Raw genomic sequence first — 19264 nt, forward strand, 5'->3', positions numbered from 1 at the left:
AAGGGCGTTCTGGCCCGGGGACACCTGTCAGCAGGCAAGGCATGGTCGCTAGGCCACCGTATGGCTGACTCCGCAAACCCACTACCTATTCACCCAAATGAGTGAAGACCTTCCGCTAAATCGACGCATCGCCCCGGCCCGGCCGGGAAAACGGCCCTCGGACCGGGTTCAGCCGCCGAGCCCCGCGAGCACCACGGCGCCGGGCAGCCCCGCGAAGACCTTGCCCGGCACGATCAGCTTGCCGCGCCGCCTGCCGCTGCCGATCAGCACCCACGGACGGTCGGTGACGGCGGGGTCGACGAGCAGCGGCCAGTGCGCGGGCAGCCCGATGGGCGTGATGCCGCCGTACTCCATGCCCGTCTCGCCGACAGCGGTCTCCACGGGCGCGAAGGACGCCTTGCGGGCGCCGAGTTGCTTGCGTACGGCTCCGTTGACGTCCACCCGGGCGCGGGACGGGACGAGGCAGGCGGCGAGGGTGGTTTCGCCGCCCCTCTTGCCCGCGATCACCACGCAGTTGGCGGAGACGTCGAGCAGTTCGGGGCCGTAGCGCTCGACGAACGCGTCGGTGTCGGCGACCGCGGGGTCGCTGTCGACGTAGACCAGCCGGTCGGCGGGGACGTCTCCGCTCCAGTCGCGGACGGCCGCGGCGACCGGGGCGGTGAGTTCGTCGAGGCAGTCGAGGGCGGGGCGTACGTCGTCGAAGCTGCCGATGGGAGCGCGCATGCGCGTCACGCTAACAACGCCCCGTCCTGCGGCGCCAAGACGTCTCAGCGTACGGGCGGCACGGAGACGGCCATCGTCATCTCCAGCACTTCGGAGCCCTGATTGCCGTACACATGGGGGACGTCGGCCTCGAAGGAGGCGGACGCGCCCGCGGGCACGAGGTGCTCGACGCCGTCGACGGTCAGGGTGAGAACGCCCTTGGTCACGTGGATGAGTTCATGGGTGCCGGGCGGATGCGCGTCCGAGCCGCTGCTGTCGCCGGGGGCGACGTGCCAGTGCCACAGCTCCAGCGGCCCCGGCGCCTCTGCGCCGACGAGCAGCGAGTGGTGGCTGCCCGCCTCGGTGTGCCAGAGCCGCACCGCCTGCTCGGGCCTGACGATCCTGACCTTGGGGCCGCGCTCGTAGTCGAGCAGGGTCGTGATGCTGACCCCGAGGGCGTCGCCGATCTTCACGACCGTGCCGACGGAAGGGTTCGTCCGCGCCTGCTCGATCTGGATGACCATGCCCCGGCTCACCCCGGCGCGCGCCGCCAGGGCGTCGAGGGTGAATCCCCGTTCAGTGCGCCAGCGCTTGACGTTGCGGGCGAGCGACTGGGTGAGCAGTTCCAGGTCCGACACATTCCGTCCAATATTTTGAATGACAGAGTTCAAGCCACAGCACTACGGTGTGCTGCACTCCAACGTTCAACACACTGTACTGCGAGGCTCCGCATGACCGCACTGTTCGCCCTGGCCACCAGTCTCCTCTGGGGCCTCGCCGACTTCGGCGGCGGGCTCCTCACCCGCAGGATCCCGGCGCTCACCGTGGTCGTCGTCTCGCAGACGCTCGCCGTGGCCGTGCTCGGCACGGTCGTCGTCGCCACGGGCGGCTGGAGCGAGGCCGGGCCGCGGCTCTGGTACGCGGTGGCGGCGGGCGCGGTCGGCCCCGCGGCGATGCTCTGCTTCTACAAGGCGCTGGCGCTCGGTCCGATGGGGGTGGTCTCGCCGCTCGGTTCGGTCGGGGTCGCGGTGCCGGTCGGCGTGGGCCTGGTGCTCGGCGAGCGTCCCGGGGTGCTCCAGGTCGCGGGCGTCGCGGTCGCCGTGGCCGGGATCGTGCTGGCGGGCGGGCCCGAGCTGCGCGGGGCGCCGGTGCGGCGGCAGGCGATCGTGCTGACGCTGGTCGCCGCGTTCGGGTTCGGCGCGGTGATGGCGCTGATCTCGGAGGCCTCGTCCTCCGTCACCGGGCTGTTCCTCGCGCTGTTCGTGCAGCGGGTCACCAACGTGGCGGTCGGCGGGGCGGCGCTGTACGCGTCGACGAAGCGGGGCGGCGCGGTGCTGCCCGCGCGGGAGCACGGCGGGGTGCGGCTGATCCGCTCCTCGCTGCCCGCCCTGGCGTTCGTCGGGCTCGCGGACGTCGCCGCCAACGGCACGTACGCGATCGCCGCGCAGAACGGTCCGGTCACGGTCGCCGCCGTACTCGGCAACCTCTACCCCGTCGTCACGGTCCTCGCCGCGCTGGTGCTGCTCAAAGAGCGGCTGCGCACGGTCCAGGCGGCGGGGGCGGGGCTCGCACTGGTCGGCACGGTCCTGCTCGCGACGGGGTGAGTGCCGGCCGCGGCGGTCACCCGGCGTCGGCCTCCCACTCCGCGAGGGCCAGCAGCTGCTCGGGGGTGACCCCGTCCGGGATCGGTACGGGAGCCGGGGTGCGCAGGGGCGGCTGCCAGCCGAGCTCCGGGTCCCAGCTCCGCACGACCTTGGCGGGCGCGCCCGCGACGACGGCCCGGTCGGGCACCTCGCCGCGCACCACGGCGCCCGCGGCCACCACCACGTTGCGGCCGAGCCGCGCGCCCGGCAGGATCACCGCTCCGGTGCCGATCCAGCAGCCGGGGCCGATCTCCACCGGCTCCATGCGCGGCCACTGCTTGCCGACCGGCTCGTGCGGGTCGTCGTAACTGTGGTTGGTGGACGTGACGTACACGTAAGGACCGAAGTAGCAGTCGTCCCCGATGGTCACCGTCGTGTCGGCGATGACGTGGCTGCCGCGGCCGAGCACCACGCCGTTCCCCAGGCGCAGTATCGGCTCGGGGCCGAGGTCCAGATCGGGCATCATGCCCGCGGTCAGCGTGACCTGCTCGCCGATGACGCAGTGGTCGCCGAGGTGGATCCACGGCTCGCCGAAGACCGTGCCGAGCGGGAACGCGAGCCTGCTGCCCGTACCGAAGGAGCCGAACCGCAGCCGTCCGGGCCGCTCGGCCGTCACCGACCCGGCCTGCTGCACCCACCGCCAGCCCCGGTGCACCGCCCTGGTCACGGCGCGGCGCCGCCAGGCGTCCAGGGCGGCGAGGGATGAGAACGTGTTTCTGTTCTTCGGCACGCGCTCACGTTACTCAGCGGTTGCTCAGGCACCCCTCGCGCCGAGCTGTGATGTTCATCCCTTACGGTTCCCCTGGCGCGACGCGGCGACACGGAACAGCGAGGAGCGAGTCATGGCAGAGCGGGCGTTGATCAGGGGCGTGGGCGGCAAGCGGCCCGAAATACACCCCGGTTCCTTCACCGCGCCGACCTCCGTGGTGGTCGGCGAGGTGACGCTGGCGGAGGGCGCGAGCGTCTGGTACCACGCGGTGCTGCGCGCCGACTGCGGCCCGATCGTGCTGGGCCCCGACAGCAACATCCAGGACAACTGCACGGTCCACGTCGACCCGGGTTTCCCCGTCACGGTCGGCGCCCGCGTCTCGGTGGGCCACAACGCGGTGCTGCACGGCTGCACGGTGGAGGACGACGTCCTCATCGGCATGGGCGCGACCGTGCTCAACGGCGCGCACATCGGAGCGGGTTCGCTGGTGGCGGCCCAGGCCCTGGTCCCCCAGGGCATGCGGGTCCCGCCGGGCTCCCTGGTGGCGGGAGTCCCCGCGAAGGTCCGCCGCGAACTGACGGAGGAGGAGCGCGAGGGCATCAAGGTGAACGCGGCGATGTACCTGGGCCTGGCAAAGGCCCACGCAGAGGACGCCTGAGCCAAATCCCCCCGCGCCCCGACAGGGGCGCGGGGCCGTACCCGATGTGCGGCTCCGCCGCGCGGGCGCGAGTACGGCTGCGCCCCGACAGGGGCACGGGACTGTGTCCGATGTACGGCTCCGCCGCGCGGGCGCGAGTACCAGGCGCACCCCGACAGGGGCGCGGGGAACTGCGCGAGAGTGGGGCACACGCCGCACCGCCCCACCCACCCCGGGCAACGAGGCCCGCAAGGAGCGCGCCCCGCCCGAACGCGCCTACTCCGAGGCCGAAGCGGTCACCGCAGGAGCCCCGCCTCCAGCCCCAGAGACCCCGGCGCCCTCCAACGCCCCCGCCTCCATCTCCGCGGCAGCCTTCTTCGCCCGCTGCTTGAGCACCAGCATCGAGGTCAACCCGATGAGCACCGCCAGCACGAGCCCCAGCCAGGAGAACCGCTTCAGCCACGACTCGGCCACCACGCCCACCGAGTAGATGACGGCCGTCGTGCCGCCCGCCCAGAGGATCCCGCCGAGCACGTTCGCGATCAGGAACTTCCAGTACGGCATGCGCAGCACCCCCGCGAGGGGCCCCGCGAAGATCCTCAGCAGCGCCACGAAGCGGCCGAAGAAGACCGCCCACATGCCCCACTTCTGGAAGGACCGCTCCGCCATCGCGATCTGCACGGGCCCGCAGTGCTTGGGGAACTTCCCGCCGAGCCAGGCCAGCAGCGGCCGGCCGCCCCTGCGCCCGATGGCGTAGCCGATCGAGTCGCCGATGATGGCACCGGCGGACGCGCACGCGCCGAGCACGTACGGATTGATGTCGCCGTGCTGGGACGCCAGCAGCGCGGAACTGACCAGGACGATCTCGCCGGGCAGCGGAATGCCCAGGCTTTCGAGGCCGATGACCAGACCGACGAGGAGATAGATGCTGACCGGCGGGATGGTCTCCAGCCACTGGTCAATGTGCAACGCCGTGCCTCCAGCTTCGAGGGGCAATCGCCCCTGTGCGCCCCCCTGGACGCACGGCGGGCAAGCCTATCCCGCTCGTCAGCCATGATCGGCAGCGAAGACACGGCGCACACCGCTCACCGCGCGAAGCGCACGCACACGCACACCCACGGGCACACCCGTACCCGCACCCCGGCGTCAGTCGTTCGGCCGCAGCGTCCAGACGACGGTCACCTCGGTCGTGACGGCCCCGTCCCCACGGGTGACGGCGACCTCGACCGGGAACTCGGGCCGCTTGCCCGCGTCCAGCTCCGCGACGACGTCGGCGATCGGACGGCCCAGCGTGGCGGTCGCGACGACATCGCCCCTGGCGATCTTCTTGAAGGCGGTCTGCGCGGTGACGGGCAGCGGCACGGCGCGCCCGAGCTGGTCGCCGAAGGCCGCGAGGACGATCGCGCCGCTCGCGGACTCCGCGAGGGTGAACATCGCGCCGGCGTGCGGGCCGCCCACGTGGTTGCGGTACTCGGGCTGGTCGGGCAGGCGCAGGACCGCGCGCTCCGGGGTGGTCTCCAGGTATTCCAGCTTGAGGGTCTTCACCATGGGCACGGTCTCCGCGAGGAGCTCGCCGATGGACTTCTGTTCGAGGCTCATGGCCGCGATGTTACCCACGAGTAGTGGATTGTGACCATCCCCTGACAGGGGCGGACGTGACCCTCGCGCGCCGCCCCCTCTATGGTTACTCGCCATGTGGCCAGGACAGCAGCCGCCCGGGGGCGAGCAAAACCCGCAGAACCAGAATCCGAACCCGTACCAGCAGCCGGGGTACCAGCAGCAGCCGAATCCGTACCAGCAGCCGGGACAGCCGTCCGGGCAGCCCGCCGGTCAGCCCGGCTACCCGCAGCAGGGCTACCAGCAGCCCAACCCGTACCAGCAGCCGACCGTCCCGCAGTACGCGGTGCCGGGCCCCGCGGTGCCGGGCCCCCCGGCCCCGCAGCCGCCGGACGACAAGAAGAAGACGACGGTCATCGCGGTCGTCGCCGGTCTCGCGGTCCTCGCGACCGCGGGCATCACCGGCTTCGTCGTCCTCGGTGACGACGGCGACGGCAAGAAGACCACCGCCGACAAGAAGCCCTCGGCCTCCGCCACCCCGAAGCCCGGCGGTGGCGGCGAAGGCTCGGCCCCGCCGGTCGACAACCCGCGCGACGGCTCGGGCAACGCCAAGCCGACCGTCGAGGGCTGGAAGGTCGTGACCAACCCGAAGTACGGCACCCAGTTCGACGTGCCGCCGGACTGGACGTTCAAGGGCAGCGGCTGGCTCACCGGCTTCGAGGACGAGAAGAAGGGCGACGGCTCCCCCGTCGTCTCGATGACGGCTCCGGCCCACCTCAAGCCCAAGTGGTGCCAGGTCGACGACGACCGCGACGGCAAGCTGGACGACTACAGCCTCGCCGGCGTCGGCACCAAGGGCGGCCAGGGCGCCAAGAACACCGCGGAGGGCGCCACCAACGAGGCGGAGACCTGGACGTTCGCGGCGTTCGCCCAGAACGTGCCCAAGGCCAAGCTGCGGGCCACGATCAAGACCGTCAAGGCCAAGCCGTACACCACGAAGTCCGGCCTCACCGGTCACCTCGCCTCGGCCTCGGCGTCCAACCTCCAGCACAAGACGAAGTGCGACACCGACGGCAAGGCGTACGCCTTCACGTTCAAGAACAAGAAGGGCGACTTCAGCACCTGGGTGCTGTACGCCAACACGAACGTCAAGGACGAGTACTCCGAGGAGAAGGTCCTGGAGATCCTGAACACCCTCAGGCTCACCGGGGACATGCCCACCGGCTGACCCTCGTCGACCCGTGACCGCCCGGCGGTCACCGGGCCCGCCCAGTGCCACTGCCGGTTTGGCAAGCCGGGCCCGCGGCAGGGATAGTCCCCCGGGTGACTTCCGCCGCCCCCCGCCGCCGACCGATGCGCCGCCCCCTGTGGGCGGGCCGCAACTACAGCCTGCTGACCGCCGCCGCGTTCGTCACCAACCTGGGAGCCCAGGGTGCGTTGATCGCGGCGGCGTTCGCGGTTCTGGACGCGGGCGGGAGCGCGGGGGACGTCGGCCTCGTGGCGGCGGCCCGCACCCTTCCCCTGGTGCTCTTCCTGCTGATCGGCGGGGCGGTCGCGGACCGGCTGCCGCGGCACCGCGTGATGGTCGCGGCAAACACCCTCAACTGCGTCTCGCAGGCGCTCTTCGCCTACCTGGTCCTGACGGGCGACGCACAGCTGTGGCAGATGATGCTGCTCACCGCGCTCGGCGGCACGGGACAGGCGTTCTTCGCCCCCGCGTCCGAGGGCATGCTGCTCTCCACCGTCAGCGGCGAGCACGCCGGGCGCGCGTTCGCCCTCTACCGCATGGCCGTGCACGGCGCGGGCATCGGCGGGGCGGCGCTCGGCGGCGCGCTGATCGCCGTGATCGGGCCCGGCTGGGTACTCGCCGTGGACGCTGCGGCCTTCGCGGTCGCGGGCGCCCTGCGGGCCTTCCTCGACGTCGGCCACGTCCCGCCCCGCGAGCCGGGCGGCGGGATGCTCACCGATCTGCGCGAGGGCTGGCAGGAGGTCGTCGGCCGCCCCTGGCTGTGGAGCATCGTGCTGCAGTTCGCCGTCGTCAACGCCGTCGTCGGGGCGGCGGAGGCGGTGTACGGCCCGCTGGTCGCCCGCGACGACCTGGGCGGACCGGCGCCCTGGGGCCTCGCGCTCGGCGCCTTCGGGGTGGGCACGGTCTGCGGCGCGCTGGTCATGATGCGCTGGCGGCCCCGCAGGATGCTGCTCGCGGGGACGCTCTGCGTGCTGCCGCTGTCGCTGCCGTCGGCCGCGCTCGCGGTGCCGGTGCCGGTCGCGGTGCTGGTGGCGGTGATGTTCGTGACCGGCATCGCCATCGAGGTGTTCGGCGTCTCCTGGATGACCGCGCTGCACCAGGAGATCCCCGAGGACAAGTTCTCCCGGGTGTCCGCGTACGACTGGCTGGGATCGGTCGCCATGCTGCCGCTGGCCACCGCGCTGGCCGGACCCGCCGAGAGCGCCTTCGGGCGCGACACCGCGCTGTGGGGGTGCGCCGCGCTGGTGTTCCTGCTGACCGTCGCGGTCCTGTTCGTCCCGGACGTCCGCAACCTCACGCGCCGTTCGGAGGGCTCGGTGCTCGCCGTCGGAGCGGACGTCAAGGAGTCGGACGGTGCCCCGGTGGAGGTGCCGGACAGCGCCCTGGTGGAGGTGTCGGACAGCGCCCCGGTCCGGGCCTCCGTCTCAGCCGATGCCGAAGGCCCCGGAGGGCGGCAGGGGTGAGTCGACCGCGTCCTCGTCCCGTACCGCCGTCGCGCCTTTGATTAGGCGGCGCAGCGCGGCGCCGTGCTCGACGCGGGCCGGGAAGGCGTCGGACGCGGTGCGCCTGGCCAGCGCCGCCGTGTCGATCTCGCGGCGCGAGGCGACCAGTACGACGTTGCCGAAGCGGCGGCCGCGCAGTACGGACGGCTCGGCGATCAGCGCCAGTTCGTCGAAGACCTCGGCGAACGTCGCCAGCTGGGAGCGGAGGAAGTCGAAGGGCGCGCTGTCGGCGAGGTTGGCCGCGTAGGTCCCGCCGTCCCGCAGCACCCTGCCCACCTCGCGCGCGTACCCGATCGTCGTGAGGTGCGCGGGCACCCTGGAGCCGCCGAACACGTCACCGATGACCAGGTCCGCGGCGGCGTCGGGGGCCGCCGCGAGCCAGGCCGCGGCGTCCGCGCCGTGGACGGTGATCCCGGAGTCGCCCGGCAGCGGCAGGTGCTCGGCGACCAGGGCGAGCAGCGCCCGGTCCGCGTCCACCACGTCCTGTCGGGAGCCCGGCCTGGTCGCGGCGGTGTACCGGGGCAGGGTGAGCGCGCCGCCGCCGAGGTGGAGCACGTCGAGCGGCTCGCCATCGGGCGCGGCGCGGTCGACGACGTGGGCGAGCCTGCGCGCGTACTCGAACTCCAGGTACGTGGGGTCGGCGAGGTCGACGTACGACTGGGGAGCGCCGTCGACGGTGAGCAGCCAGGCGCGCTCCCGGTCGATGTCGGGCATCAGTCTGGCGGTGCCCCAGTCCACCTCGGCGACGACGGGTATCGGTTCGTCGGCGCCTTCGGCGCTCTCTGCGTCGGTGTCTCGGGAGTTCTCGGGGTTCACCGTCTCATTGTGCCCACACCGCGGTGACGGCCCCGGCGTGCGCTGCGGCCTGTGCGCGCCCGGCGCGTGCGGCGGGCGCGCGGCGGGCCGGGTCGAGCGTCCGGCCGCCGAACGCCTTCTTGGCCGCCGCGTCGGGCGTGATCACTTCGACACGGGCGCCTTCGGCGGCGAGGCGGGCGCCCTGTGCGGCCGGGGAGGCGATCACCTTGTTGCCCGAGCCGTTGGGCGCGATGACGACGACCCTGGCGTATCCGGCGGCGAGGTGGGCGTTGGCCGTGGAGTGCACTCCCCCGTCGATCCAGCGCCGCCCCTCGACGGTGGCGGGCGGCCAGAGGCCGGGAACGGCGCAGCTCGCGTGCACGGCGTCGACCAGGTCCACGCCGCTGTCCCGGTCGAACGCGCGCAGGTCGCCGGTGACCGCGTCGACGGCCGTGACGAGCAGCCGGCGGCCCGGCCAGTCGTGCGCGACGAGCCGCCGGGCGATGACCTCGCGACGCTCGGACTCCGCGACGGTGTCGGCGCCCAGGGCGACGGCGCCGAGCCTGCGCCCGTACGCCTCGGGCGTCTTCGACGCCAGTACGGCGCGTGCGTATCTGAGGAGCAGTCCGGGTCCGAGGTGCGCCGCGGCCTCACCCGAGGGGTCGGTGAGCTGGCGTTCGTACAGTTCGGCGATGTCGAGCCGTCCCGAGGTGAGCTGCGCCGCGACCACCGCCCCCGCCGAACTGCCCACGACGAGGTCCGCCGCGGACAGGTCGACCCCTGCCTCCGCGAGCCCGTACAGCACGCCGATCTCCCACCCCACGCCGGTGAGTCCACCCGATCCGAGAACCAGAGCCGTATCCACCATGCGCCCGAGTATGGAGTACGGCCCCGAGGGTCGGGAGTCCGGCCCCATGCGCGGCCCCGAGGGTCGGGGACCGGCCCCGCGTACGGGTACCGGTCCCCTGTGCGTCCGCTCAGACCAGCGCGGTCACCGTCCCCGCGCCGACCGTGCGGCCGCCCTCGCGGATCGCGAAGCCGAGCCCCGGCTCCAGCGGTACGTCGCGCCCGAGCTCGACGGTCATGGTGACCGTCTCACCGGGGCGCGCCACCGCCGCGTCGCCGAGGTCGACGTCACCGACGACGTCCGCGGTGCGGATGTAGAACTGCGGTCGGTAGCCGCTGGAGACGGCCGTGCTGCGGCCTCCCTCGCGCGCCGAGAGCACGTACACCTGCGCGGTGAACCTGCGGCTCGGCGTGATGCTGCCGGGCGCCGCCACCACGTGCCCGCGGCGCACGGCGTGCCGCATGACCCCGCGCAGCAGCAGTGCGACGTTGTCCCCGGCCTGTCCGGACTCCATCGGCTTCCCGAACGTCTCGACGCCGGTCACGATCGTCTCGATGTCCGCGTCCGCGCCGAGCACCTGCACGCGGTCGCCGACGCGGACGGTGCCGCGCTCCACGGCGCCGCTGACGACGGTGCCGCGGCCGGTGATGGTGAACACGTTCTCCACGGACAGCAGGAACGGCGCGTCGACGTACCGCACGGGCATGGGCACATAGGTGTCCACCGCGTCGAGCAGCGCCTCGATCGCCCCGGTCCAGCGCGGGTCGCCCTCCAGCGCCCTGAGCCCCGAAACCCGGACGACGGGCACGGTGTCGCCGCCGTACCCGTGCCGGGTCAGCAGGTCGCGCACCTCGAGCTCGACCAGGTCGATCAGCTCCTCGTCGCCCGCGTCGGCCTTGTTGAGCGCGACGACGATGTGGTCGACGCCGACCTGGCGGGCGAGCAGCACGTGCTCGGCGGTCTGCGGCATGACGCCGTCCTGCGCCGACACCACGAGGATCGCGCCGTCCAGTTGCGCCGCGCCGGTCACCATGTTCTTGACGTAGTCGGCGTGGCCCGGCATGTCGACGTGCGCGTAGTGCCGGGTGTCGGTCTCGTACTCGACGTGCGCGATGTTGATGGTGATGCCCCGCCGCGCCTCCTCGGGGGCCCGGTCGATGCGGTCGAAGGGCACGAAGGTGCCGGTGCCGCGCTCGCTGAGGACCTTGGTGATGGCAGCGGTGAGCGTGGTCTTGCCGTGGTCGACGTGACCCATGGTGCCGATGTTGAGGTGCGGCTTGGTGCGTACGTATGCGGTCTTGGACATGTCTGTGTTCCCTTGATCCCGAAGCTCAGATGTGAGAGGGACCCCGTGATCCGGCCGACCCTCCCCGTCTGGGGTCCGCCGGACGATCCGGGAAGGGTCAGCTTCGGGCGCCGCCGAGGGGCGCTGCCGCACATACCGTCACGGCAGCCTTCGGCGCGTCCGCGACTGCGGACGGCGCTGCGAGGAAGGCGTACCGGGACATGAGGCAGATCCTCACCGACGGCGGCCTTCGCGTCGAACGGTTTTCCGCGGGGGAGCGGCCGTACCGTGCTGCCATGACCCTCACTCCGCCCGACAGTGCGCTCGCCGACTCCGTGCTGGAACGGCTCACCGAGCTGTACCCGGCCGCGGGCGACCCCTTCCGGGCGCAGGAGATGGTGGCGTACATGAAGGGCGTCGCCCCGTTCCTCGGCATCCGCACGCCCGAGCGCCGCACGTTGTCCCGTACGGTCCTGAAGGGCACGGCCCGCCCCGACGAGGCCGACTGCGCGGCCGTGGCGCTGCGCTGCTTCGCCCTGCCCGAGCGGGAGTACCACTACTTCGCCGTGGACTACCTGCGCCGCCACGTCGGCCGCTGTTCCTCCGGCTTCCTGCCGGTCGCCCGTGAGCTGGTGCGCACCGTGTCGTGGTGGGACACGGTCGACCTGCTCGCCGCGCACGTCGTCGGCGGCCTGGTGCACGCGGACGCGGCGCTGGCGCGGGAGATGGACGGGTGGGTGGAGGACGACGACCTGTGGACCGCGCGCACCGCACTGCTGCACCAGCTGCGGTTCAAGGCGGACACGGACACGGAGCGGCTGTTCGGCTACTGCCTGCGCCGGGCGGACCACCCGGACTTCTTCATCCGCAAGGCGATCGGCTGGTGCCTGCGGGAGTACGCGAAGACCGACCCGGCGGAGGTGCGGGCCTTCATGAGCGGCAACGGGGCGAGGCTGTCGCCGCTGTCGGTGCGCGAGGCGCTGAAGAACCTGGGTGCCCGGAGCTGAGGGGACCGGGCCCGGGAGACGTTCTCGGGACCCGTTCGGTTCCGCCCGGTCGCGAGGTGTGCGTTACGGCGATCAGACGCCCGGTTCGGTTACTCTCCCCGGATGCTCGACCCCGTCCCCGCCGCTCGCCCCGCCGACGGCCTCGCCCTGCGCTGCGGCAGGGCCCTGCTCTCGCCGTGGTCGCGGTTCTCACTGCTCGTGGTGGTGCTGCTGTCGGCCGTGACGGCGGTGCTGCTGTACGAGCCGCAGCGGCTGCTGGAGTCCGGCTGGCCGCCCCAGGTGAGCGGTGCGGGCGCGGTGATCCTGTTCGCCCTCGCGTACGGGCTGTGCACGGCGGCCTTCGTGCCGCGCCCGCTGCTGAACCTCGCGGCGGGCGCGCTCTTCGGCACCCAGGCGGGCCTGACGGCGGCGGTCGCGGGCACGGTGCTGGGTGCGGGCATCAGCTTCACGCTGGGCCGGTACCTGGGGCAGGGGGCGCTGCGGCCGCTGCTGCGGGGCCGTTGGCTGAAGGCCGCGGACGGCCAGCTCAGCAGGCACGGCTTCCGCTCGATGCTGGCGGTGCGGCTGTTCCCCGGGGTGCCGTTCGCCGCGGCCAACTACTGCGCGGCGGTCTCGCGGATGGGGTACGGGCCGTTCCTGCTGGCGACCGGGCTCGGTTCGATCCCGAACACGGCGGCGTACGTGATCGCGGGCAGCGAGGCGTCGTCGCCGACCTCTCCGACGTTCCTGATCGCGATGGGGTTCATCGTGGTGACGGGGTGCGGCGCGGCGGTGGTCGCCTGGTGCAAGCGCCACCGCCTGCGCACGCGCGAAGGCTCCGCCGGCACCGGCTGAGCCTCCCCGGGGCCCCTGCAGGGCTTCCAGCACGGTTACAGGGCTTCCAGCACGGTCGCGTTGGCGAGGCCGCCCGCCTCGCACATGGTCTGGAGCCCGTAGCGGGCGCCACGGGCGCGCATGGCGTGCACCAGCGTGGTCATCAGCCGGGTGCCACTGGCGCCCAGCGGGTGGCCGATGGCGAGGGCGCCGCCGTGCACGTTGACCTTGGCGGGGTCGGCCCCGGTCTCCCGCAGCCAGGTGAGCACGACGCTCGCGAACGCCTCGTTCACCTCGAAGAGGTCGATGTCGTCGAGCGAGAGGCCGGCCCTGCTCAGCACTTTCTCCGTGGCGGGCAGCACACCGCTCAGCATGAGCAGCGGGTCGGATCCCGTCACGGCGAAGCTGTGCAGCCGGGCGAGGGGGCGCAGGCCGAGCCGTGCGGCGGTCTCGCTGGTGGTGATCAGTACGGCGGACGAGCCGTCGTTGACGGGGCTGGCGTTGCCAGCGGTGACCGACCAGTCGATCTCGGGGAAGCGCTCGGCGAAGGCCGGGTCGTAGTAGGCGGGCTTGAGCCCGGCGAGCACCTCCATCGAGGTCCCGGGCCGCAGGCTCTCGTCCCTGGTGAGGCCGCCGATCGGCACGGTCTCGCCGTCGAAGAGCCCGCCGTCCCACGCCTCGGCGGCACGCCGGTGCGACTCGACGGCGTAGGTGTCCATGGCCTCGCGGCCGATGCCCCAGCGCGCGGCCATCAGTTCGGCGCTGATGCCCTGCGGGACGAGCCCGGCCGGGTAGCGGGCGGCGATGCCGGGTCCGAAGGGGTCGGCGCCCGGGGGCACGTTGGACCACATCGGCACCCGGCTCATCGACTCCACGCCGCAGGCCACCGCGATGTCGTACGCCCCCGAGATCACCCCCTGCGCCGCGAAGTGCACGGCCTGCTGGGAGGAGCCGCACTGCCGGTCGACGGTGGTGGCGGGCACGGACTCGGGGAAGCCTGCGGACAGCAGGGCGTACCGCGTGGTGTTCATGGCCTGCTCGCCGACCTGGTCGACCGTTCCGCCGATCACGTCGTCGACGAGGGAGGGATCCACGCCGCTGCGGTCCACGAGGGCGCGGAGGCTGTGGGCCAGCAGCTCGACGGGGTGCACCGGATACAGCGTGCCCGTCGCCTTCCCCTTCCCTACAGGTGTCCGAACCGCTTCGACGACGACGGCGTCCCGCACAGCAACCACCCCTGATCACTAGTGAGTTTGCTTTTCAAACTGGCTGGCCCGCACCTTACCCATGTGAGTCCACTTTCCAAACCGACCCACTAGGATTGCCCCATGAAGGCACCAACCCGCCCCTGCTCCATCGCCGACGCGCTCGCCCTGGTCGGCGAGAAGTACTCGCTGCTCGTCCTGCGCGAGGTCCTCCTCGGCGTACGCCGCTTCGCCGGCATCGCCCGCAACACGGGCGCCCCGCGCGACGTCCTCACGTCGCGGCTGCACCGCCTGGTGGACGCCGGGATCCTGGAGAAGGTCCCGTACAGCGAGCGTCCGCAGCGCTTCGAGTACCGCCCCACCCCCGCCGCCCACGAACTGCACCCCGTCCTGCTCACCCTGATGGCCTGGGGCGACCGCCACCTCTCCGGGGGAAATCCACCGATCGTCCTGGAGCACTCCTGCGGCAACGAGTTCGTCATGCGCGCCGTCTGCGCGTGCTGCGGCGAGGAAGCGACGACCGGCTCGCTCACCCCGCACGTCGAAGCGCCCGGCTGGACGACCACGGGTCCCGTGGAGGAGACGGCCGCCGGACCCGCGGCATGACACCGCGGACAAGTGCCCCACCGACACCGCGGACAGTGCCCCGGCGACACTGCGGACAACGCCCCGGCGACGCCACGGGCCGGGCCCAGCGGACACCCCGTCACCTCGGGGCGCTACGCTGCCTCCGGCAGGCGCGTGATCACGACCGCCGCTCCCTACGTCCCTGAACTCCCCCGGGTGGCACTTTCTCCATGTCTTGGTTCGAATCACTGATCCTCGGGCTCGTCCAGGGGCTGACCGAGTTCCTTCCGATCTCGTCCAGCGCCCACCTCCGCCTCACGGCGGCCTTCGCGGGCTGGCACGACCCGGGCGCGGCCTTCACCGCGATCACCCAGATCGGCACGGAGACGGCCGTCCTGATCTACTTCCGCAAGGACATCGCGAACATCCTCTCGGCGTGGTTCCGGTCCCTGACGGACAAGTCGATGCGCAGCGACCACGACGCCCAGATGGGCTGGCTGGTCATCGTCGGCTCGATCCCGATCGGCGTCCTGGGCATCACCCTCAAGGACCAGATCGAGGGCCCCTTCCGCGACCTCCGCCTGATCGCCACCACGCTCATCGTGATGGGCCTGGTCCTCGGCTTCGCCGACCGCCTAGCGGCCCGCGACGAGGTGGGCGGCAAGCACCGCGCGATCCGCGAGCGCAAGAACCTCAAGGACCTGAGCGTCAAGGACGGTCTGATCTTCGGCATCTGCCAGGCGATGGCCCTGATCCCCGGCGTCTCCCGCTCGGGCGCGACGATCAGCGGCGGCCTCCTGATGGGCTACACCCGCGAGTCGGCGGCCCGCTACTCCTTCCTGCTGGCCATCCCCGCGGTGCTGGCGTCGGGCGCGTACGAGCTCAAGGACGCGGGCGAGGGGCACGTCTCCTGGGGCCCGACGATCTTCGCGACGATCGTCGCCTTCGTCGTGGGGTACGCGGTGATCGCGTGGTTCATGAAGTTCATCACCACGAAGTCCTTCATGCCCTTCGTCTACTACCGCGTCGCCCTCGGCATCGCGCTCTTCGTCCTCGTCGGCACGGACACGCTGAGCCCGCACGCCGGCGAGTCGGGCGACTGACCGGCGACCCGCAGGCCACGAACAGGGGCTCCGCCGATGAAGTTCTCGATCGAAAGATGAGACCGCGCGGCGGAGCCCGGCCGATTGTCAGTGGCGGCCCGTAGCCTTTCCCACATGCCAGCAACACCCTCCCCCTACGGCCCGGCGCCCACTTCCAGGTCCGAAGCGAACGACGCGATACGCGCGCTCGTCGACGCGCGCGCCGACGGCGAACCGTGGCCCGCCGAGGAGTACGAAGCGCTCCTCGTCGCCTGGCACGCCGCGGCCCAGCCGGAGATCTGGCCCGCCGCCTGAACCGCCTCCCTACTCGTTCCGCCCCTCCCTCTCACGGTCCGGGTCCGGACGGGCCGGGGCCGGTGAGACCCCCGTCCGTGCCGGGGCCAGGGGCGGAGTGAGCGTCCACTCGCCGTCCTTGGCCCAGATCCGGATCCGCTTCACGATGTCGCCCTTGAACGCGGGACCCGGCAGCGGATCGGTCGCGAGCGGCGGCGGCGCGTCCCACGCCGCCTTGATCTCCGCGACCGTACTGCCCGGCATGTCGATGAAGACCTCGACCTTGCTGTAGCCCGCGTTCTCCGCCTTCAGCAGCGCGTCGCCCGCCATCTTGCGCGCCAGGTTCGGCCGGGCCCTGGGGCTCGCGTTCTTCAGCTGCATCGGGCGCGGCGGATCGCCGATCGTGCCGTCGATCCCCGGGTAGTCGTGGCGGCCCGCGGTGTCGCCGAACGCGTGGACCTCCTCGCCGGTCCTCCGGCTCACCTCGATGGCCTGCTTCACCTCGTGGCTCCTGCTGAAGTTCGCGTTCTGCTCGTAGTGGACGGTCACCTTCGTGTTCGGGATCCGCTCGGTGTTCCGCAGCAGCGGGCGCAGCGGATCGTCGCCCGCGCGCGCCGCCTCGTACGCGCTGCGCGCCGCCGCCGCGACGGCGCTCTCGTACCGCTTCAGGAAGACCTCCGCCTGCGCCTTCAGCCGCTCGGGCGGCAGCTTCTCGAAGACCTTCTCCGGGTCGCCCCTGTTGGCCCTGATCTCCGCCGACCACAGGTCGAGCCCCGCCCTGAGGTCGTCCGGCAGGGCCGCCCGCCGCGCGGTCTCCACCGGCCCCATCGTCACGTTGGGCTTCGGGGCCGGGGGACGCGGCAGCGCGGGCGGCGGCGGCGCGAGGCCGCCGGGTCCTGGCGGCAGCCTGCGCGGCCTCACGAACCGCCCTGCCACCTGGCCGTTGCGGTAGGCGCGGCTGCCCTCCAGGAGCGTCACCGCGTTGCCGAGGCCCGCGCCCAGCTGGGTGGACCTGGCCTCGCTGCCCAGCCGCTCCCCCGTGCCCAGCCGCTCTCCCGTGATCCCCTCGACCAGTTGACTGACGCCCGCCGCATCGCCCGCGGCGTGGAGCAGCGACTCGGGCACCGACACGTCGTACCCGGAGTTCTCGATCTCGTCGCGCCTGGCCATGTACGACGTCACCCCGCTGTACCCGGCCATGCCGACCAGGATCACCGTCGCCGCCCCGCCCGTGATGACGCCCGCCCCCACGCACAGTCCGACGAAGGCGACCGCGAGCAGCCCCTTCGCGACGGTCTCGCCGAACGCGGCGGCCACGCTTCCGGCCAGGAGCTCGTTCCTGTCGATCGTCTCGTGGGCCAGCGGCTCGCGGCTCGACTCGTCCAGCCGTGTCCGGTAGCCGCCCTCCAGCAGGTCCACGAGGACGCGGTTGACCGACACCGTCGTGTAGTTGGGATCGGCCATGTGGGCGGCGGCCCACTGCACGAGGTGCCCCGCAAGGTCGTCCAGGACGCCCTGGAGCGCCGGGTCCCCGGTGACGAGGATGTCCTTGCCCTGCTTGTCGAGCGGGATGACGTACGGGAACCTGCGCGCCGAGTGGCCCCACAGCCGCATGCCCAGCGCCAGGAACTCGTCGAACTTCGCGCTCCTCGCCCGCAGAACCTCCGGCGACTCCGCGGCCGCCGCCTTCGCCTCCTCCAGCTTCTTCCGGGAGGACGCCTCGATCTCCTTGCGGAGCGCGCCGACGGACAGGCGGGCGTAGAGCGACGCGGGGTCGGCCTTCGCGAAATCGGAATCGTCCTGGTGCCTGTCGTACCAGTCCAGGAACTGCCGCATCGTCTCGACGGCCCGTGCCCTGTCCTGCGGCGGCAGCTTGGCGTCCTCGGCCTGCCGGTCCTTCATGAACCGCAGCCACAGCTGCTTGCGCTCGAAGACGGGGTCCCGGGGCGGTTCGGGGCGGCGCAGGCTCTGCGCCCACAGCTCGGGCGGGGTGGTCCGGGTGAACTCCGGCGCGTCGATGTGCTCGTCGATCCACCGGTAGTAGCGGTGCACCGCGTCGGGCGGGTCCGTGGTGCCCCGCAGGTACGCACGGAAGTTCGCGTAGCTGGTGGCGACCTCGGGACGCATCGCGGTGCGCGCGTCGGCGCACACGGCCGCCGAGGTGCCGGGCGCGGTCACACAGACCCTGGGCCCCCGGAAGAGCTGCGCGTCGACGAGGCGGTCCGCGATGCGCCGCGCGGCGTCGTACGGAGCGAGCCCGGCCAGCTCCACGACGACGGTGTTGCGGCCGTCCTCGATGCTGATCGCGCCTGTCGGGCCGATGCGGTAGCGGCGCGAGTAGACCGGCTCGGGAGCGGCGTTCGTCGCCAGCGCGTACACGGCCACGGCGACGTCGTCCCCGGCCTTGAGCACGGCGCCGCCCCGCGCCCCGGCCGGCACCGCTCCCGGACCCCGCGGCGCGCCGGGAGGCTGCCCTCCGGCGGACTGCCGGGCGCCCGGGGCCTGTTGCGCTCCGGCGGACCGCGCTTGCGTTCCTGGCGGCTGTACGGCCGCCTGCATGCCCGCGTTGCCCAAGTGTCGGGGCAGCAGCGCGGGGCCCGGCGCGCTCGTGGGCGGCGGGGCGGTCCGCGCCCTGTCGTCGGGGCTCCGGGGCGCGGCCGCGGGGCGGTGCGGCCTGGACGCCGTTTCCCGCTCCCGGTCCATGCTCCCCGCCTCCTTGCCACGGCGTGCCGTTGCCGCCCTCGCGCGGGGCCCTCGTGTCCCTGCTCCCCGTACGGAAATCCTGGCCGCCCGACGTCACCGTGCCATCACCACCGACGCCTCTCTTGGCCCCGGGCCTCCGCTGTCCGAGACTGTTGCGATGACGCAGCGCGTGGACCTCGCGACCGTGATGGACCATTTCGCCATCGACGCAGTGATCACCGGATACGCAAGAGCCGTCGACGACGCCAACTGGCACGAATACCGGGCCCTGTTCACCCCCGACGGCCGCGCCGACTACCGGGGCGCGGGCGGCATCGAGGGGTCGGCAGCCGAGGTGGCCGACTGGCTCGCCGAGACGATGAAGCTCTTCCCCGTGCGCCAGCACCTGATCGTCAACCGCCTGCTGCACCGTCAGGACCTGGGCGGCTACCCAGGGGACCGGGCCGAACTGGAGGCCGACTACCTCAACCCGATGTTCCTCGAAAACGGCGCCCCTCCGCACGAACAGAACGGGCGTCTCCCGCCCGCCCCCAACTTCGTCACAGGAGGCCGGTACGCCTTCAGCCTGATCCGCACGGACAGCGACTGGCGGCTGCGCGGCGTCGTCGTGCACGAGAAGTGGCGCCGTACGGCGGGGTGGGAAACGGAAAAGGGGTGAGAAACGGAA

General features: G+C 72.5%; 20 protein-coding genes. 10 read left to right on the plus strand and 10 right to left on the minus strand.

From position 1 onward, the window contains the following. Positions 1-168 precede the first annotated feature (168 nt). Together ACIBNE_RS31665 and ACIBNE_RS31670 are read right to left on the minus strand one after the other, a co-directional pair. Positions 169-723 (minus strand): YbaK/EbsC family protein, encoded by a 555-nt coding sequence (locus tag ACIBNE_RS31665; RefSeq protein ID WP_399277650.1) that lies wholly within the window; start codon positions 721-723, stop codon positions 169-171. A 44-nt stretch (positions 724-767) separates the two neighbouring features. Next, positions 768-1340, minus strand: coding sequence for a helix-turn-helix domain-containing protein (locus ACIBNE_RS31670; protein WP_399277652.1), 573 nt, complete (start codon positions 1338-1340; stop codon positions 768-770). Positions 1341-1433: 93 nt separating this feature from the next. On the opposite strand from ACIBNE_RS31670, the gene ACIBNE_RS31675 reads away from it, so the two are divergent. Then, the gene (locus ACIBNE_RS31675; protein ID WP_399277654.1) at positions 1434-2306 is read left to right on the plus strand and encodes an EamA family transporter; all 873 of its coding nucleotides are present in this window, start codon (positions 1434-1436) and stop codon (positions 2304-2306) included. Positions 2307-2322: 16 nt separating this feature from the next. Here the strand turns inward: ACIBNE_RS31675 and ACIBNE_RS31680 are convergent, their stop codons facing one another. Further along, a complete protein-coding gene (locus ACIBNE_RS31680; protein ID WP_399277656.1) occupies positions 2323-3075 on the minus strand; it encodes an acyltransferase in 753 nt (250 codons plus the stop codon). A 112-nt stretch (positions 3076-3187) separates the two neighbouring features. Between ACIBNE_RS31680 and ACIBNE_RS31685 the strand changes: the two genes are divergently transcribed. Next, a complete protein-coding gene (locus ACIBNE_RS31685; RefSeq protein ID WP_399277658.1) occupies positions 3188-3712 on the plus strand; it encodes a gamma carbonic anhydrase family protein in 525 nt (174 codons plus the stop codon). Positions 3713-3967: 255 nt separating this feature from the next. On the opposite strand, the gene ACIBNE_RS31690 is transcribed toward ACIBNE_RS31685, so the two are convergent. Then, on the minus strand, positions 3968-4660 hold the full coding sequence (locus ACIBNE_RS31690; RefSeq protein ID WP_399277659.1) for a DedA family protein: 693 nt from the start codon (positions 4658-4660) through the stop codon (positions 3968-3970). Positions 4661-4837: 177 nt separating this feature from the next. Further along, complete coding sequence (locus ACIBNE_RS31695) at positions 4838-5290, minus strand: DUF4442 domain-containing protein (RefSeq protein ID WP_399277661.1); 453 nt, start codon at positions 5288-5290, stop codon at positions 4838-4840. 94 nt (positions 5291-5384) lie between these two features. Between ACIBNE_RS31695 and ACIBNE_RS31700 the strand changes: the two genes are divergently transcribed. Both ACIBNE_RS31700 and ACIBNE_RS31705 read left to right on the plus strand, forming a co-directional pair. After that, the gene (locus ACIBNE_RS31700; RefSeq protein ID WP_399277663.1) at positions 5385-6476 is read left to right on the plus strand and encodes a hypothetical protein; all 1092 of its coding nucleotides are present in this window, start codon (positions 5385-5387) and stop codon (positions 6474-6476) included. Positions 6477-6571: 95 nt separating this feature from the next. Further along, positions 6572-7960 (plus strand): MFS transporter, encoded by a 1389-nt coding sequence (locus tag ACIBNE_RS31705; RefSeq protein ID WP_399277665.1) that lies wholly within the window; start codon positions 6572-6574, stop codon positions 7958-7960. On the opposite strand, the gene ACIBNE_RS31710 is transcribed toward ACIBNE_RS31705, so the two are convergent. From ACIBNE_RS31710 to tuf, 3 genes are all read right to left on the minus strand, one after another. Continuing rightward, a complete protein-coding gene (locus ACIBNE_RS31710) occupies positions 7922-8713 on the minus strand; it encodes a spermidine synthase (protein ID WP_399277789.1) in 792 nt (263 codons plus the stop codon). The genes ACIBNE_RS31705 and ACIBNE_RS31710 overlap by 39 nt on opposite strands. Positions 8714-8819: 106 nt before the next feature. Further along, positions 8820-9662: a patatin-like phospholipase family protein gene (locus tag ACIBNE_RS31715; RefSeq protein ID WP_399277667.1), complete on the minus strand. Its 843-nt coding sequence runs from the start codon at positions 9660-9662 to the stop codon at positions 8820-8822. Between the two features lie 109 nt (positions 9663-9771). Continuing rightward, a complete protein-coding gene (gene tuf, locus ACIBNE_RS31720; RefSeq protein ID WP_399277669.1) occupies positions 9772-10947 on the minus strand; it encodes an elongation factor Tu in 1176 nt (391 codons plus the stop codon). A gap of 275 nt (positions 10948-11222) precedes the next feature. Between tuf and ACIBNE_RS31725 the strand changes: the two genes are divergently transcribed. Continuing rightward, the gene (locus ACIBNE_RS31725; RefSeq protein WP_399277672.1) at positions 11223-11933 is read left to right on the plus strand and encodes a DNA alkylation repair protein; all 711 of its coding nucleotides are present in this window, start codon (positions 11223-11225) and stop codon (positions 11931-11933) included. Between the two features lie 102 nt (positions 11934-12035). Next, entirely contained in the window at positions 12036-12767 is a 732-nt protein-coding gene (locus ACIBNE_RS31730; protein ID WP_399277673.1) for a TVP38/TMEM64 family protein, read from the plus strand. A gap of 35 nt (positions 12768-12802) precedes the next feature. Here ACIBNE_RS31730 and ACIBNE_RS31735 read toward each other — a convergent pair whose 3' ends face one another. Further along, entirely contained in the window at positions 12803-13972 is a 1170-nt protein-coding gene (locus tag ACIBNE_RS31735; RefSeq protein ID WP_399277675.1) for a thiolase family protein, read from the minus strand. 102 nt (positions 13973-14074) lie between these two features. Between ACIBNE_RS31735 and ACIBNE_RS31740 the strand changes: the two genes are divergently transcribed. From ACIBNE_RS31740 to ACIBNE_RS31750, 3 genes are all read left to right on the plus strand, one after another. Next, positions 14075-14557 carry a winged helix-turn-helix transcriptional regulator gene (locus ACIBNE_RS31740; RefSeq protein WP_399277677.1) on the plus strand — a complete coding sequence of 161 codons (483 nt, stop codon included), beginning with the start codon at positions 14075-14077 and terminating at the stop codon, positions 14555-14557. A 191-nt stretch (positions 14558-14748) separates the two neighbouring features. Next, positions 14749-15621 carry an undecaprenyl-diphosphate phosphatase gene (locus ACIBNE_RS31745; RefSeq protein ID WP_399277679.1) on the plus strand — a complete coding sequence of 291 codons (873 nt, stop codon included), beginning with the start codon at positions 14749-14751 and terminating at the stop codon, positions 15619-15621. A gap of 114 nt (positions 15622-15735) precedes the next feature. Continuing rightward, the gene (locus ACIBNE_RS31750) at positions 15736-15915 is read left to right on the plus strand and encodes a hypothetical protein (protein ID WP_399277681.1); all 180 of its coding nucleotides are present in this window, start codon (positions 15736-15738) and stop codon (positions 15913-15915) included. 9 nt (positions 15916-15924) lie between these two features. On the opposite strand, the gene ACIBNE_RS31755 is transcribed toward ACIBNE_RS31750, so the two are convergent. Then, a complete protein-coding gene (locus ACIBNE_RS31755; protein WP_399277683.1) occupies positions 15925-18597 on the minus strand; it encodes a hypothetical protein in 2673 nt (890 codons plus the stop codon). Between the two features lie 157 nt (positions 18598-18754). Here ACIBNE_RS31755 and ACIBNE_RS31760 point away from each other — a divergent pair, with 157 nt between their 5' ends. Then, positions 18755-19255 carry a nuclear transport factor 2 family protein gene (locus ACIBNE_RS31760; protein WP_399277685.1) on the plus strand — a complete coding sequence of 167 codons (501 nt, stop codon included), beginning with the start codon at positions 18755-18757 and terminating at the stop codon, positions 19253-19255. Positions 19256-19264: the final 9 nt, after the last annotated feature.

The organism is Streptomyces sp. NPDC050504 (assembly GCF_044458065.1).
Taxonomy (GTDB): domain Bacteria; phylum Actinomycetota; class Actinomycetes; order Streptomycetales; family Streptomycetaceae; genus Streptomyces.

What these genes read in the sequence shown, in the direction of transcription:
- ACIBNE_RS31665 (WP_399277650.1), bottom strand. Translation starts at nt 723, where the DNA reads ATGCGCGCTCCCATCGGCAGCTTCGACGACGTACGCCCCGCCCTCGAC.
- ACIBNE_RS31675 (WP_399277654.1), top strand. Translation starts at nt 1,434, where the DNA reads ATGACCGCACTGTTCGCCCTGGCCACCAGTCTCCTCTGGGGCCTCGCC.
- ACIBNE_RS31685 (WP_399277658.1), top strand. Translation starts at nt 3,188, where the DNA reads ATGGCAGAGCGGGCGTTGATCAGGGGCGTGGGCGGCAAGCGGCCCGAA.
- ACIBNE_RS31695 (WP_399277661.1), bottom strand. Translation starts at nt 5,290, where the DNA reads ATGAGCCTCGAACAGAAGTCCATCGGCGAGCTCCTCGCGGAGACCGTG.
- ACIBNE_RS31700 (WP_399277663.1), top strand. Translation starts at nt 5,385, where the DNA reads ATGTGGCCAGGACAGCAGCCGCCCGGGGGCGAGCAAAACCCGCAGAAC.
- ACIBNE_RS31710 (WP_399277789.1), bottom strand. Translation starts at nt 8,713, where the DNA reads ATGCCCGACATCGACCGGGAGCGCGCCTGGCTGCTCACCGTCGACGGC.
- ACIBNE_RS31715 (WP_399277667.1), bottom strand. Translation starts at nt 9,662, where the DNA reads ATGGTGGATACGGCTCTGGTTCTCGGATCGGGTGGACTCACCGGCGTG.
- tuf (WP_399277669.1), bottom strand. Translation starts at nt 10,947, where the DNA reads ATGTCCAAGACCGCATACGTACGCACCAAGCCGCACCTCAACATCGGC.
- ACIBNE_RS31725 (WP_399277672.1), top strand. Translation starts at nt 11,223, where the DNA reads ATGACCCTCACTCCGCCCGACAGTGCGCTCGCCGACTCCGTGCTGGAA.
- ACIBNE_RS31730 (WP_399277673.1), top strand. Translation starts at nt 12,036, where the DNA reads ATGCTCGACCCCGTCCCCGCCGCTCGCCCCGCCGACGGCCTCGCCCTG.
- ACIBNE_RS31740 (WP_399277677.1), top strand. Translation starts at nt 14,075, where the DNA reads ATGAAGGCACCAACCCGCCCCTGCTCCATCGCCGACGCGCTCGCCCTG.
- ACIBNE_RS31745 (WP_399277679.1), top strand. Translation starts at nt 14,749, where the DNA reads ATGTCTTGGTTCGAATCACTGATCCTCGGGCTCGTCCAGGGGCTGACC.
- ACIBNE_RS31750 (WP_399277681.1), top strand. Translation starts at nt 15,736, where the DNA reads ATGCCAGCAACACCCTCCCCCTACGGCCCGGCGCCCACTTCCAGGTCC.
- ACIBNE_RS31755 (WP_399277683.1), bottom strand. Translation starts at nt 18,597, where the DNA reads ATGGACCGGGAGCGGGAAACGGCGTCCAGGCCGCACCGCCCCGCGGCC.
- ACIBNE_RS31760 (WP_399277685.1), top strand. Translation starts at nt 18,755, where the DNA reads ATGACGCAGCGCGTGGACCTCGCGACCGTGATGGACCATTTCGCCATC.